We start from the raw sequence: 14,295 nt of genomic DNA, 5'->3' as shown, positions 1-14,295 counted from the left end.
GCCGCATGGCCGGGGCATACTGGGCACATGGCTGACGCTGACGATCCCCCGGCCCCAGTAAGGACCGGGGACCACCGAGTGGACAGCAGTACCGGTGCCTGGTTCTTGAGTGGCGCTGAGCGGGGGAATGCAGCCACCGACGTCCACGCGGGCGGTGCCGGATCGCCCTCCTGGTCGGAGGGCAACCTGGTGCGGCCCCTCATTCACGGGGCCACCTACTTCGCCCGGTTGCTGGAGGAGCTGTCGGCCCTGACTCCGGGAGACCGCGTGTGGTTCACCGACTGGCGTGGCGATGCCGACGAGCGGCTGACGGCGGATGGACCGACGATCGGTGAGCTGCTGGCGCGGTTGGCCCGGGCGGGAGTGGAAGTGCGCGGCCTGATGTGGCGATCCCACGGGGAGCGCGTCTCAGCCCCGATGAGTGGACGGTCCAACGAACTCCTCAGCCGCCAGATCAACGACGCCGGCGGGGAGGTGCTGCTGGACCAGCGGGTGCGCCTCTTCGGCTGCCATCACCAGAAAATGGTCGTCATCCGCCGGCGTGAGGACCCGTCGCGGGACGTCGCGTTCGTGGGCGGGATCGATCTTTCCCACAGCCGTCGGGACGACGCGGATCACGAAGGGGACCCGCAGGCGGTGGCCATGGATTCCCGGTACGGAAAAACGCCACCGTGGCACGATGCCGCCCTCGAACTCCGTGGCCCGGTCGTGGCAGATCTGCTGGAACTGTTCGCCGAACGGTGGAATGACCCTCATCCCCTGGACCGCCGCACACCGTACCGGATGCTGCTGCAGCGCCTGGCCGATATGCCCAGGCACCCCGAACCGCTTCCGGCCACTGCGCCGCCTCCGCCGCCTGCGGGACCTCACGCCGTGCAACTGCTGCGCACCTACGGCATGAAGCATCCGCCGTTCCCCTTCGCACCTGGCGGTGAGCGGAGCATCGCGCGGGCCTACACGAAAGCCTTCGCCCGGGCCCGCTCGCTGATCTACATCGAGGACCAGTACCTGTGGTCTGAAGAGGTCGCAGCCGGAATCGCAACGGCCCTCGAACGCAACCCCGAGCTGAACGTGATCGCCGTCGTTCCCCGATACCCGGACTCTGACGGTATTCTCGGAGGGCCGCCCAAGCGGGTCGGGCAGATCCGTGCCATCAGCAGGATGCTCCGGGTTGCGCCTGACAGGGTTGGGGTGTTTGATCTGGAAAACCGGGCCGGGACTCCGATCTATGTCCATGCCAAGATCTGCATCATCGACGACGCCTGGTTCACCTGCGGGTCGGACAACTTCAACCGTCGGTCCTGGACCACTGACAGCGAGCTCACCTGCGCCGTCATCGACACCACTGCCCGTCATCCGGAACCGCACAGTACAGACACAGGGCAAGGGGCAAACGCCGTCCCCGGTGCTTCCCGGCTGTTGGCCTACAGGCTGCGGCTCCAGCTCTGGGCCGAACACCTGGGCCTGGACGAGGATGACCCTCAGCTCCACGCCCCGGCGGCCGGGCTGAAACTCTGGAACGCCGCCGCCGATGCACTGGACCATTGGCACGCAACAGGCCGCCGCGCGCCCCGCCCCAGGGGACACGTTCGCCACCACACTCCCGAGCCCGTGCCGCCCCTTCAGCGTCTCTGGGCAGGCGCTGCAAACCGGCTCGTAGTGGACCCGGACGGCCGCCCCCGCCGGATGCGCGGCACTGCCCCGTTCTAGGCGGGCACCTCGCAGTTGCCATGGCGGCCCGGGATCATGCCCGCCCCTAAGGGCGCTCCGAAAGCGTCAGGCGGAGAACCCGCCGTCGGCCTTAATGAGCTGGCCGGACACCCAGCGGCCCGCCGGGGACAGCAGGAAAGCCACGGTTCCCGCCACGTCGGCCGGAGTGCCCAGCCGCCCGCCGGGCTGGCGCCGGACCAGCTCCTCACGAAGCCGACCATCCATCCAGCCGGTGTCCACGGGCCCGGGGTTCAGCACATTGGCGCTGATGCCCAGCGGGCCAAGTTCACGCGCCGCGGCGATCACGATCCGGTCCAGCGCCCCCTTGGACGCGCCGTACGGCAGGTTGAACGCTGTGTGGTCACTGGTCAGCGCGACGACCGCGCCGCCGTCGTCCGCCGCCTGCTGCGCAAAGGCGCGGATCAGCTGCCAGCTGGCCCTGGTGTTCACGGCGAAGTGCCGTTCGAAGCTTTCGAGGGTGGTGTCCATGATGCCCGAGTCGACGGATTCGGCGTGGCTGAGCACCATCCCGTGGAGAGTTCCTGCCTGCGCCGCCGCCTCCGCCATCAGCTGATCGACGGCGTCCGGGTCCTGAAAGTTGGCGGGCAGCGTCAGCACCTTGGAGCCGGTGGCCCTCAGTTCCGCGGCGAGCCGGCCGACGTCGTCCGGGTGGATTCCCCACGGCATGCGGGCGTCGTAGTCCTGCCAGTAGGTCAGCACCAGGTCCCACCCGGCGGCCGCCAGCTGCCGGGCGATCCCCGCGCCGATTCCGGCGAGGCGCCCGACGCCGGTGACCAGTGCGGTGCTCATTCCGCCAGCTCCGCCACCGCGCCGCGGCGGAGAACCACGAGCCAGCACACCATGATGGCGAGCGCACAGAACACCCCGGCGCTGGACGCCATGAGCCACGGCGCCGGCGTCTGCAGGTCAAGGTTGTCGGCGCCCAGGGCCGTGCCGATGGTCTTCGGCGAGAACAGGAACACCGCCGTGGACAAGCCCAGGACGGCGCCCATCGCCCAGCGTGAGAGCCTGTGCCGCCGAGGGGTCTCGCGCAGCGTCCAGGCGAAAGCCGGAAGCACCGCCGCCATCCAGACCCAGTGGTGGGACCACGAGACGGGGCTGACCAGGAGCATGGTGAGTGCCGTGGCGGAAATGGCCACCACCCTGGCGCCCTGGCTGCTGGCGGTCCGGATGACGGCCGCGCCCAGACCCACGACCAGCAGGCTCAGGAGTATCCACGGCACGTTCACGAAGTCCGCCGGAACCCCGAAGTGGAGCAGGGCGCCCTTGATGGAAAGGTTGTCCACGTAACCGGCGCCGCCGATCCGGGACGTATCGGGAAGAATCTCCAGCCAAAAGCTGCGGGACTCGGCCGGCCGGAGCACCCAGCCGAGCAGCACGGTGAACGCAAAGCCTGCGCCCATGTTCAGCAGTCCGCGCCAGTCCTTCCGCACCAGGAAGTACAGGCCGAAGACCAGGGGCGTCAGCTTGATGCCGGCCGCCACGCCCACCAGGAAGCCGCTGCCGGGAACGCCGTTCCTCCAGCCCGGGTTCCGGGACAGCAGGTCCGCCGTCATCAGCCCCAGCAAGAGGATGTTGATCTGGCCGAAGACCAGGGTTTCCCGCCATGGCCCCAGATTCAGGACAGCCAGGAAAAGCACGACGGCGCCGAGCCGGTTCAGTGCGGACCTGAAGGTAAGCGAGGCAAAGGTGCTGCGCCAGCTCGGCTTGCTGTTCCAGTACCGGACACCGAGCGCCGCCATCCAGGCGGCCACGGCCACGCCGGCGGCGTTGAACAGCAGCAGCGCGGTGGCCTGCGGCAGCTTGGCGAGCAGGCTAAAGACGAGGGCCGCGAACGGCGGGTAGGTGAACGGCAGTTCCGGGCCGCCTGCCCAGTTCACCGTGGGCTGATAAAGGCCCGACGGCGACAGGCCGGCGTCGTTGAGGATCCTGCCGCCGTACCAGTAGACGCTGAAGTCCAGGCCTTTCCCGCCCCAGACCTCCAGCCGGGAGGCGACGAAGACGGCCGTGGCCAGCACGGCCAGCAGGACCACCAGCTCGACGGCGGCCAGCGCGGTCCGGCGGCCGCGGAGCCGTGGTTTTGCAGCGGGTCTGTCGTTCTTCGTTCGGACGGTAAGCAGTGCCATTCAGTGTCCCCCAGCTTGAGTCCGGCAACGTGCCTGCGGGACGCGTCGCGCGATCTGCCGCAAGAGCCGCGCCCGAGGGCGCCCCGCTCAGTCTACTGAAGCGACTGCCAATGCGGCGGACTTCCGTCGTCCGGCGTCTTTGCGGATGGTGGCGCTGATGACCGCGGCGATGGTGCACATCGCGGCGGCACCGAACCAGGCGTAGGTGTAGTGGCCGGTGGCATCCCGGATCGCCCCGGCTGCGAGTGCGGCTGCGGCGGCGCCCAGCTGGTGCGCCGCGAACACCCAGCCGAACACCACGCCGCCGTCGGCGCCGAACACCTGGCGGCAGATGGCGGCGGTGGGCGGAACCGTGGCCACCCAGTCCAGGCCGTAGATCACCACGAACACGATCATGCTGGGCTGGACCGAGGAGCCCAGCAGCAGCGGCAGCACCAAGAGCCCGATGCCGCGGAACTGGTAGTACACGGCCAGCAGGATCCGGGGGTTGAACCGGTCGGTCAGCCAGCCGGAAGCGATAGTGCCCAGGATGTCGAAGATCCCGACGACGGCGAGCAGGCCGGCCGCCGTCGTTTCCGGCATGCCGTGGTCATGGGCGGACGGGATGAAGTGGGTGCCGATCAGCCCGTTCGTGGTGGCTCCGCAGATGGCGAACCCCGCGGCGAGCGCCCAGAACGTACGGTTCCTGCTGGCGCTCCGAAGTACCTGCAGTGCCCGGACGGCGGCATTGCCGCGGGGTTCGGCAGTCCCGGCGGGGGCCGAACTTTCGTCCGCCGCGCCGGACGGCTCCTCGGCCCCGTAAGGCAACGCCCCGACGTCGGCCGGTGAGTTTTTCAGGAACTTCAGCACCAGCGGAACCACGGCCAGCGCCCCGGCGGCGATGAGCAGCGAGGCCTGGCGCCAGCCCGGATCCTGGGCGAGCACCGCGATAAATGGCAGGAAGACCAGCTGGCCGGCGGCGCTGCCTGCGGTCAGGATGCCGATCACGAGGCCCCGGCTCTTGGTGAACCACGTGTTGGCGATGGTCGCCGCGAACACCAGGGCCATCGAACCGGTGCCCAGGCCAATCAGCAGGCCCCAGGTGAGGAGGATCTGCCAGGACTGGTTGACCAGCACAGTCAGGGCGCTGCCGGCGCCGATCAGCCCGAGCGCGACCGCGGTGACGGCCCGGATGCCGAACCGTTCCATGAGGGCCGCGGCGAACGGTGCCGTCAGGCCGAACAGCACCAGGTTGATGCTCACCGCGGACGACAACACCGTGGTGGACCAGCCGAACTCCTGCTGCAGCGGCACCATGAGCACACCGGGCGCGGCACGGAAGCCGGCGGCCCCGACGAGCGCCAGGAACGCCACCGCCGCCACGGCCCACGCGGGATGCGGCCGACGCCGCTTCTTCGGGCCGTCCGTCGAAGTCCTCCTGCTTTCCTCTTGAGTTTTTGTCCAGATATGGTCGTCTAAAGGCCCTTCAGGGCGAGATATCCGGACAAAGACTCCGGGGTCCTCAGGGGTGGTCATGCGGCTGTTCCTTCATCTTCGCCGCTTTGAACGCGGTTGGTCGTGGTAGCGGGTTGCCGGGGCGCTGTGGCCAGCGGGAGCGGCTCTTCGCTGCGGGTCAGGCTGTGCCAACTGGTGTTCTCCGCGGTGAGCCGTTCACCGCATTCGGTGCAGGTGTCCGCGGACGATGTACGTTGACCGCACGATGCGTGGACCACGTACATGTGGGCCTGCTCGGACGGCGCCTGCAGATGCTTTTCGGACCAGATCACGACGGCGTTGAGCACCGGCAGGGCGTCTTCACCTTTGCCGGTGAGGACGTACTCGTGGCGGGTACGTCCGCCATCGTCATAGGGCTGTTTTGCCAGGAGGCCGGACTCCACCAGGGAGGCAAGCCGCCGGGTGAGGACGGAGTCAGCCACCTGGAGGCGCGTTTTCACCGCGTCGAAACGGCCGTTGCCGAAGAAGACCTCGCGCAGAACCAGCAGGCCCCACGGATCGCCGAAAATGTCGAGGCCGCGGGCCATGCTGCAGTTGCGCTGGGACCAGTCGGAGCGGAGTGCCATGCTGCGACATTAGCTGACTTTCTTGAAGAAAGCTAGCCTAGCGGCGCGGACCGATCCCTGTCCGCGCGGGCCGGTAGGCTGCGGCCCAGTAGACCAGCAGCGCGACCCCGCACAGCACGCCCAGGCTCGAGACCATCAGCGGCCACTGTGTCTGCGGGTTCACGCCCCACACCTCGGCCCCGGCCGCCATCGCGAGGTCCTTGGGCGCGAGGTAGAAGGCCACTGCCGAGACCGCCACCACCAGCCAACCGGCCAGCCGCATGAGGCCTGTCCGGGAGGGAACGCGGTGCATCGCGAAGGCCATGGACGGCAGCGCCACCGCGATCCACACCCAGTGATGCGACCACGAAACGGGGCTGACCAGGAGCATGAGCACTGCGGTTGCGGACACCGCCACGAAGTTTTCCTCCACGGCCACCGCCCAGCGGATCACCAGCGCAGTGAGCCCCGCCAGGGCCAGCGCCAGCACGAGCCACAGCAGGCTGGTGGTCCCCGAGTCCGGCAGCCCGAAGTGGAGCAGCAGCCCCTTCAGGGACAGGTTGTCCACGTACCCCGGATCGCCGATGCGGCCGGTGTTGGGCAGGATCTTGGTCCAGAACGTTACGGACGCCTGGGGCAGAGCCGCCCAGGCCAGGGCAATGGATCCGAGGAATCCCGCCGCCATCCAGCCCAGGGCCTTGAAATCGCGGCGCACCAGGAAATACAGCGCGAACGCGAGCGGCGTCAGCTTGATCCCGGCAGCCACACCGATCAGCAGGCCCGCGGGCCAGCGGATCTCACCCGCCCGGGACTTCCCGTGCAGCGCGAAGTCGGCCAGGATCAGGCCCATCAGGATGATGTTGATCTGCCCGAACACGAAGGTGTCCCGCCAAGGTCCCAGCAGGACAATGGCCCCGGTCCCGGCCAGCGCCACAGTCCTGAACCGCCAGTCCGCAAACGCATCCCGCCAGCGGGTCATCCCGAAGTGGTGCCGGGCGAGCCAGGCCGCCACCACCGCGGCCCCGCCCAGCGCCGCCCAGATGAAGAGCTGCCCGCTTTGGCCGAGGCTCATGGTGGCCAGGCCGGCGAACAGCAGCGCGGCGAACGGCGGATAGGTGAACGGCAGCCCGTCCCGGGGCGCGTACAGCTCGCCGATGCCGGCCTCGCCGGTCTGCAGCACCTTGGTCCCGCCGTAGTAGTAGACCTCGAAGTCGTTCATGGCCGGGGCATACTCGGCGTACAGCCAGATCAAAGCGAGGACGACGGCGCCAGCCCCGCCCGCCGTCGCGAGCCACCCGAGGGCACGCCGGCGTGCGGTTCGGCGGGGCGCCTCATCCCTGCCGGCTTCCTGCCGGGTGCCGGTGCCTTCCTGCGTCTGCGGGGAGGCCGTCACAGGATGTGCGTGAAGGCTTGCTCAAGGTCGGCGATGAGGTCCTCAACGTCCTCGATGCCGCAGGAAAGCCGGATCAGGTTCACGGGGACGGCAAGCTCGGTGCCCTTGACCGAGGCGTGCGTCATCTCGGACGGATAGTTCATCAGGGACTCGATGCCGCCGAGCGATTCGGCCAGCGTGAAGACCGACGTCGATTCGGCCACCTTCCGGGCAGCGGCCTCGCCGCCCTTGAACTGCACCGAGATCATGCCGCCGAACTTTTTCATCTGCTTCTTCGCCAGCTCGTGGCCCGGGTGCGAGGGCAGGCCCGGGTACAGCACGGCCTCCACCTCGGGGCGTTCCAGGAGCCATTCGGCCACAGCCTGCGCGTTGTCGCTGTGCCGGTCCATGCGAACGCCGAGGGTCTTGAGCCCGCGCGTTGTAAGGAAAGCGTCCATCGGGCCGGAGACGGCACCGACTGCGAACTGCACGAAGCCGATCTTCTCGGCCAGCCCGGCGTCCTTGACCACTATCGCACCGCCCACCACGTCGGAGTGGCCACCGATGTACTTGGTGGTGGAGTGGACCACGACGTCGGCACCCAGGTCGAGCGGGGTCTGCAGGTAGGGCGACGCAAAGGTGTTGTCGACGATCAGGAGGGCCCCGGCGTCGTGCGCCACCTTGGCGAGCGCCTCAATGTCGGTGATCTTCATCATCGGGTTGGACGGGGTCTCCACCCAGACGAAGCGGGTCTTGTGGGCGGCAACCGCGGCCTGAACGGCGTCGAGATCGGCCATGTCAACGGGGGTGTTGCCGATCCCCCACTCTCCGAGCACGCGGCTGATCAGCCGGTAGGTGCCGCCGTAGGCGTCGTTGCCGAGCACGATGTGGTCGCCGGGGCGCATCAGGGCGCGGATCAGCGAGTCCTCGGCCGCGAGTCCGGAGCTGAAGGAGTAGGCGTGCGTGCCGCGCTCGAGCGCCGCGAGCTGTTCCTGCAGGGCGTCGCGGGTGGGGTTGCCGCCGCGGCCGTACTCGTAGCCGTCCCGCAGCCCGCCGATGCCGTCCTGAGCATATGTCGAGCTGAAGTGCAGGGGCGGAACGACGGCGCCGGTGCGCGGCTCGAAGGCCTGGCCGGCGTGCACGGCGCGGGTGTTGAATCCTTGGTTCTCTTCAGACATGGGGCTCCTTGATCAGTGGCTGAGGTAGGCGAGCAGGTCGTGGCGGGTCAGGATGCCTATGGGCGCGCCGACGAACGTCACCATTACGGTGTCGACGTCGGAAAGCAGTTCGCGGGCCGCGGAGATGGTTTCGAGCGAGCCGATCACCGGCAGCTTCTCCCCCATGTGCTCGGCGATCTTGTCCGTGAGCCTGGCCTCGCCGCGGAACAGCTTGGCCGTCAGGGTCCGTTCATCGACCGCCCCCAGGACTTCGCCCATGACCACGGGCGGCTCCGCGGAGAGCACCGGGATGTGGCTGACGCCGAACTCGTTCATGATGTTGATGACGTCGCGGACGGTCTCGTTCGGGTGGATGTGCACCAGGTCCGGCAGCTCGCCCGTCTTGAACTTGATGACCTCACCCACGGAGGCCTCCTCGCCACCGGAGAGGAAGCCGTAGGAGCGCATCCACTGGTCGTTGAAGATCTTGGCGAGGTAGCCGCGGCCGGAATCGGGCAGGATCACCACCACCACCGCGTCCTCGGGCAGACCCCGGGCGGTTCGCAGGGCCGCCACCACGGCCATCCCGGAGGAGCCGCCCACCAGCAGGCCCTCCTCGCGGGCAAGCCGCCGGGTCATCTCGAAGGAGTCGGCGTCGCTGACGGCCAGGACCTGGTCCGGGACCGACTTGTCGTAGTTGGCCGGCCACATGTCCTCGCCCACGCCCTCGACGAAGTACGGGCGCCCGGTGCCGCCTGAGTAGACAGAGCCTTCGGGATCGGCCCCGATGATCCGGACCCGGCCGCCGTCGGACTCCGGACGGTCCGCCGACACCTCCTTGAGGTAGCGGCCGGTACCGGTGATGGTGCCGCCGGTTCCGGCGCCGATGACGCAGTGCGTCACCTTGCCGTCCGTGTCCCGCCAGATCTCGGGGCCGGTGGTTTCATAATGGCTCAGCGGCGCGGCGGGGTTGGAGAACTGGTCCGGCTTGTACGCGCCGGGGATCTCGGTGACCAGGCGGTCGGACACGCCGTAGTAGCTCTGCGGGCTGTCAGGTTCGACGGCGGTGGGCGTCACCACCACTTCGGCACCGTAGGCCGCCAGGACAGCGCGCTTGTCCTCCCCCACCTTGTCCGGGACCACGAAAATGCATTTGTAGCCCTTTTGCTGCGCCACCAGGGCCAGGCCCACGCCGGTGTTCCCGGAGGTGGGCTCGATGATGGTGCCGCCGGGCTTGAGCTTGCCGTCGCGCTCGGCTTCCTCGACCATCTTCGCCGCGATGCGGTCCTTGATGGATCCGCCGGGATTCACGTATTCCAGCTTCACCAGGACGGTGGCTTTGATGCCCTCCGTGACGTGGTTGAGCTTGATGAGCGGGGTGTTGCCGATGAGGTCCAGGACTGACTGGGCGTACTTCATGGGTACCAACTTACCGTCTTGGGCTGCGTGGTTGCCCCGGCAGGGTTCGGTGCGAAGATTGGGCGGTGGCATCCCTGCGAATACCGAAGAATGTGCGGAGCTACCTGCTGCCGGGCAGCATGCTGCTTGCCGGGGCCGGCTGTCTTGCCGCCGGCCTGCTGCCATGGCCCGCGTTCGCGTCGTTGGCGGGACGCACCGCCCCCATCCTGGCCTTCGTGGTGGCGATGACCGTCGTCACGGAACTGGTTGATGATGCGGGGCTGTTCCGCGTGCTGACGGACCGCATTTCGGCGCTGGGCCGGGGCAGCGTCTTCGTGCTGTGGCTCTTTGTGCTTGCCCTGTCCGCCATCGCCACGGCCTTCCTGTCACTCGATACCACCGCGGTGCTGGTGACTCCGGTGGTGGTGCTGCTCGCGGTCCACGCGAAGATCCCGCCCCTGCCGTTCGCCCTGAGCACCGTGTGGCTGGCCAACACCGCGTCCCTGTTCCTGCCGGTCTCCAACCTGAGCAACCTGTTGGCGCAGTCGAACATGTCCCTCAGCCCGCTGGGATTTGCCAGGCTCATGTGGGCGCCTGCCGCCGTCGGTGTTGTGGTGCCGTCGCTGCTGCTCTGGCTGGCCTTCCGCCGGGACCTGCGTGGCCGGTACGGGCCGCAGCCCGTCCACGCGGCCAGCGACCGGACGGTGCTCCGGGCATCGGCCGGCACGCTGTTCGTGCTGCTTCCGGCTCTGGTTTCCGGTGTCCCCGTGGCGGTTCCTGCCGCCCTCGCGGCAGGGTTCCTGGTGGCCATGTTCGTGGTGCGGCGGCCGTCAGCCCTGCGCTGGTCGATGCTGCCGTGGCGCCCGCTGATGCTGACCGCCGGGCTGTTCATGGTGGTCGAGACCCTGCACGCGCACGGCCTCACCCGGGCCCTGGCACCGGCCGCCGGGGCCGGGGAGACGTTTCCGGACCTGCTGCGCCTCGCGGCACTGGGCGCCGGTTCCGCCAACATCGCCAACAACCTCCCCGCCTACCTGGCCCTGGAGCCCGCGGCCGGATCGCCGCTGAGGCTGGGCGCGCTCCTGATCGGGGTGAACCTGGGTCCGCTCATTTCGCCCTGGGCGTCGCTCGCCACGCTCCTGTGGCACGAGCGCCTGCAGAGCCTGAACCTGCGGGTGCGCTGGGGCGGGTTTGCGGTTGCCGGCGCCGCCGTGATTGTCCTGGCGCTTCCACTGGCGGTCCTGGCGCTCTGGCTGGGGAACGGGATGCCGTGACTGCCGGGTTGCCGTCCCGCGGCCGGTGCCGGGTGCCCGTGCCGCGGCCGGTGCCCGGTGCCGGGTGCCGCGGCTCCGGCCAAAGTACTAGCCAAGGCGTGTCCGGGCAGGGCAAGCTTGCTACGGCGCCCGGGACCGGGTGCCGATGATCAGTGCCGTTGAATCAGCGCTGATGAATCAGTGCCGTTGAAAGGAACGTGTCTTGGACTGGACCCTCGAAGTGGTTGTGCTGCCCGTGAGCGACATTGGCCGGGCGGTGGAGTTCTACCGGGACAAGGTCGGCTTCAACCTGGACCACGACACGCAGAACGAGCACATGCACGTGGTCCAGCTGACGCCACCCGGCTCGGGGTGTTCGATCGTCATTGGGGACCTGCCCTCGCAGAACGAGATGGAGCCGGGCTCCATGCGCGGCCTGCAGCTGGTGGTGGCAGACGCCCAGGCCGCGCGCGACGAGCTGCTCAGCCGCGGCGTGGAAGCAAGCGAGATCACCGTCTTCGACGAGCGCGACGGCGGCACCTTCTTCGGGTTCAGTGACCCCGACGGAAACACCTGGGCGGTGCAGGAGCTCCGGATCCGCGCCCAGAAACCGCTGATCCCGGTGGAGGCCCGCGGCCGCTTCGGCGAGAAGCAGGTCAGCCCGTAGCACCGCCGGCATCGGCCGGGAGGTTCTCCCAGAGCCCCAGGATGTTGCCCTCGGTGTCCTTGAAGTAGGCGTAGTGGCCCATGCCGGGGATGGTCTCCTTGGGTTTCACCACGGAACCGCCCAGCTGCTCGACGGTCTTCAGCGTCGCGTCGATGTCCTCCACGTCCACGGTGATGACGGGTGTGGTCAGTTCCCCCTCCCGAGCCATCATGCCGCCGTTGATGGCACCCGGCTCGGTAGGCCTGCCGGTCTTTTCGTCCATCGGGGTGGTGATCACCACGTTGTAGTCCATCTCAGGCATCGGGTCGATCCGCCAGCCGAGCGCCTGATTGTAGAAGTTTCTTGCCCGGTCCTGGTCGTCCGCGGGGATTTCAAAATGCACTACTCCACCCATTGCGATCACCTGCAACTCGAAGGAAGGGCACGGCCGGCCCGCGCCACACAGGGATTGTAGTCCTGCCTCGGCCGCGGGATAAGTGCCTGGCGCAAACCCTTCGGGCGGGACGGGCGGCAGGTTTGTCAGTCCGGCGTGGGACGATGTTTGTATGACCATTGCTGACGCCCCTGCCCGGCTGGCAGCCGCGGCAGACGCGTCCCTCAGATGGCATCCGGGCGGCCCGTACAGCCTGCACCGCACCGTGGGTATCCTGATGCGCGGCAACGGCGACCCCTCCTTCTCCTCGCGCCCGGACGGACTGTGGATGGCGTTCACGACGCCGGATGGCCCGGTAACGCTGCGGCTGACCGAGGCGGGCCGGGCGGGATCTGGACCGGACTGCGGCGGCCCCTGCGTCGATGCCCTGGCGTGGGGCCCCGGTTCCGGCGCCGCCATCGCCGGGGTTCCCCGGCTCCTCGGCGCCGACGACGACTGGGCGGCGTTTGACGAGCCTTCCTTCGCCGCAACACTCCCCCGCATGGTCCGTGAGGCCCGGCGCCGGAACCCCGACGTCCGTCTGCCCTCCACCGGGCGGATGGTTGATTCCCTCGTGCCCACCATTCTGGAGCAGAAGGTCACCGTCATCGAGGCGCGGCGGGGTTTCCGCTACCTGATGTACCGGCACGGAACTCCCGCCCCCGGCGCCGGTACCGTCGCGCCAACGGGACTGCTTGTACGGCCCACCGCCGGGGCCTGGCTCGGAATCCCGTCCTGGGAGTGGCACAAGGCGGGGGTCGGCCCGCAGCGTTCGGCGACTGTCATGCGTGCCCTGCGCTCCGCCGTCGCGCTTGAACGTCTGGCCTCCCTGCCGGCGGCGGAAGCAGCCGCCAAGCTGCAGACCATCCCGGGGATCGGGGTGTGGACGGCAGCCGAGGTGGTGCAGCGGACGCACGGCTGCCCCGACTCCATCGCGGTGGGCGATTACCATCTGGCCGCATACGTTGGCGCGGCGCTGACCGGCCGGCGGACTGACGACGCCGGCATGCTGACCCTCCTCGAACCGTGGACCGGGCACCGGCAGCGGGTGGTCCGGATGCTCGGCCTGAGCGGCTTCCGGAAACCCACGTTCGGTCCGCGGATGACCATCCAGGACCACCGCAGCCACTGACCCGCGCCCTTACTGCAACGCGGGGTCAGATAGCGCCCAATAAACCGCCCCATCGGGCGATATCTGACCCCGCATTGCCCTAGGCCGCCCGACGTTTCGCACCTTTGACCCGGCTGATCACTCCCCGGAATCCCTCGTCCATATCGTTGGCATTCACCTGGAAATAGGACCAGCCGGCGCTGGTGAACGCCTCGTCGCGCCGGTTATCGCGGGACTGCTGTTCACGCGAGAGGTGATGCTCGCCGTCATACTGCAGTGCGATCCGGAAGCGCCGGTACCCGAGGTCGGCAGTCGGCGACCAAGGATCTTGGGGGTCCAGGTGCACTTGCAGTTCCGGCTCCGGCAGGTGCGCATCCAACATCGCAATCCGGAGGAAAGTTTCAGGGTAGGAGTCGGCGCCCACCCGCATTTCGTCCAGGGCCAGCCTTGCCTTCTCAACACCTTTCATGTTGGGATGCTGCCGGATGAGCAGGCGCAGCCCCTCCTTGTACGCGTAGGGCTCCGTGCGGCCCTCGAACTGGGGCCGCGGAATCCGGATCAGCTGATCCCCCATGGCAACGACGTACTTCAGAGGGAGCGCGCCGGCGAGGTCCAGCCAGGTCCGGGGCGGTAACGAGATGGGAATGCCGTCGCACTCCCCGATTTCGCCCGGAATCATTCGGACGCGATGGCCGACCACTCCGGCGCGGCGAACCCTTGGCAGCTCGTGCGGCTTGCTCAAGTGAACCGTCTCCCCGTCCATCCACGGCGGCAGCCCCAACAGCGTGAGCTCGGCTGCTGTCTGATGCGACACCCAGGCTCCCGGGGTTGCCGTTGCCAGCACCCGGGCCCGGGCCTGCAGGTCGAGAAAGCGCCCCTTCGGCAGGTAGATGAGACGTCCGCCGCCTGCGAGGTCTTGGGCGCGGAGCCGTTTCTCTGTCACTCCGAGCGCCCTTGATTCGTACACGGTAAAGGGGACCTGATGCAGGGGTTCCGGGAGCGGCGTCGGGCGGGTCATGGGAACTATTC

At 68.5% G+C, this 14,295-nt stretch carries 13 protein-coding genes; 4 read left to right on the top strand and 9 right to left on the bottom strand.

Going from position 1 to position 14,295, the window contains the following annotated elements; all coding sequences use genetic code 11:
- Positions 1 to 27 precede the first annotated feature (27 nt).
- The gene (locus tag ABIE00_RS05175; RefSeq protein ID WP_354257619.1) at positions 28 to 1,710 is read left to right on the top strand and encodes a phospholipase D family protein; all 1,683 of its coding nucleotides are present in this window, start codon (positions 28 to 30) and stop codon (positions 1,708 to 1,710) included.
- Between the two features lie 66 nt (positions 1,711 to 1,776).
- Here the strand turns inward: ABIE00_RS05175 and ABIE00_RS05170 are convergent, their stop codons facing one another.
- From ABIE00_RS05170 to ABIE00_RS05140, 7 genes are all read right to left on the bottom strand, one after another.
- Positions 1,777 to 2,520 carry an SDR family oxidoreductase gene (locus ABIE00_RS05170; protein ID WP_354257616.1) on the bottom strand — a complete coding sequence of 248 codons (744 nt, stop codon included), beginning with the start codon at positions 2,518 to 2,520 and terminating at the stop codon, positions 1,777 to 1,779.
- Positions 2,517 to 3,857: a glycosyltransferase 87 family protein gene (locus ABIE00_RS05165; RefSeq protein ID WP_354257613.1), complete on the bottom strand. Its 1,341-nt coding sequence runs from the start codon at positions 3,855 to 3,857 to the stop codon at positions 2,517 to 2,519. Before ABIE00_RS05165 ends, ABIE00_RS05170 begins: the two co-directional genes overlap by 4 nt.
- 87 nt (positions 3,858 to 3,944) lie before the next feature.
- The gene (locus ABIE00_RS05160; protein ID WP_354257610.1) at positions 3,945 to 5,372 is read right to left on the bottom strand and encodes an MFS transporter; all 1,428 of its coding nucleotides are present in this window, start codon (positions 5,370 to 5,372) and stop codon (positions 3,945 to 3,947) included.
- A complete protein-coding gene (locus ABIE00_RS05155; RefSeq protein WP_354257607.1) occupies positions 5,369 to 5,917 on the bottom strand; it encodes a winged helix-turn-helix transcriptional regulator in 549 nt (182 codons plus the stop codon). The genes ABIE00_RS05160 and ABIE00_RS05155 overlap by 4 nt, the downstream gene beginning before the upstream one ends.
- A 37-nt stretch (positions 5,918 to 5,954) precedes the next feature.
- Positions 5,955 to 7,289 (bottom strand): glycosyltransferase 87 family protein, encoded by a 1,335-nt coding sequence (locus tag ABIE00_RS05150; RefSeq protein WP_354257604.1) that lies wholly within the window; start codon positions 7,287 to 7,289, stop codon positions 5,955 to 5,957.
- Positions 7,286 to 8,446 carry a cystathionine gamma-synthase gene (locus ABIE00_RS05145; RefSeq protein ID WP_354257601.1) on the bottom strand — a complete coding sequence of 387 codons (1,161 nt, stop codon included), beginning with the start codon at positions 8,444 to 8,446 and terminating at the stop codon, positions 7,286 to 7,288. The genes ABIE00_RS05150 and ABIE00_RS05145 overlap by 4 nt, the downstream gene beginning before the upstream one ends.
- 12 nt (positions 8,447 to 8,458) lie before the next feature.
- Entirely contained in the window at positions 8,459 to 9,844 is a 1,386-nt protein-coding gene (locus tag ABIE00_RS05140) for a cystathionine beta-synthase (protein ID WP_354257598.1), read from the bottom strand.
- Positions 9,845 to 9,963: 119 nt separating this feature from the next.
- Between ABIE00_RS05140 and ABIE00_RS05135 the strand changes: the two genes are divergently transcribed.
- Entirely contained in the window at positions 9,964 to 11,097 is a 1,134-nt protein-coding gene (locus ABIE00_RS05135) for an SLC13 family permease (protein ID WP_502914272.1), read from the top strand.
- Between the two features lie 202 nt (positions 11,098 to 11,299).
- Positions 11,300 to 11,743 carry a VOC family protein gene (locus ABIE00_RS05130; protein WP_354257592.1) on the top strand — a complete coding sequence of 148 codons (444 nt, stop codon included), beginning with the start codon at positions 11,300 to 11,302 and terminating at the stop codon, positions 11,741 to 11,743.
- Here the strand turns inward: ABIE00_RS05130 and ABIE00_RS05125 are convergent.
- On the bottom strand, positions 11,733 to 12,137 hold the full coding sequence (locus tag ABIE00_RS05125) for a VOC family protein (RefSeq protein ID WP_331571620.1): 405 nt from the start codon (positions 12,135 to 12,137) through the stop codon (positions 11,733 to 11,735). The two genes, ABIE00_RS05130 and ABIE00_RS05125, sit on opposite strands and share 11 nt — an antisense overlap.
- Before the next feature lie 151 nt (positions 12,138 to 12,288).
- Here ABIE00_RS05125 and ABIE00_RS05120 point away from each other — a divergent pair, with 151 nt between their 5' ends.
- On the top strand, positions 12,289 to 13,287 hold the full coding sequence (locus ABIE00_RS05120; protein WP_354257589.1) for a DNA-3-methyladenine glycosylase family protein: 999 nt from the start codon (positions 12,289 to 12,291) through the stop codon (positions 13,285 to 13,287).
- A gap of 79 nt (positions 13,288 to 13,366) precedes the next feature.
- On the opposite strand, the gene ABIE00_RS05115 is transcribed toward ABIE00_RS05120, so the two are convergent.
- Positions 13,367 to 14,284: a putative endonuclease domain-containing protein gene (locus tag ABIE00_RS05115; protein WP_354257587.1), complete on the bottom strand. Its 918-nt coding sequence runs from the start codon at positions 14,282 to 14,284 to the stop codon at positions 13,367 to 13,369.
- Between the last annotated feature and the right edge of the window lie 11 nt (positions 14,285 to 14,295).

It is taken from the genome of Arthrobacter sp. OAP107, from assembly GCF_040546765.1.
GTDB lineage: Bacteria > Actinomycetota > Actinomycetes > Actinomycetales > Micrococcaceae > Arthrobacter.
Note: the sequence above shows the minus strand (reverse complement) of the source record. Positions and strands in the feature narration are given on the sequence as shown.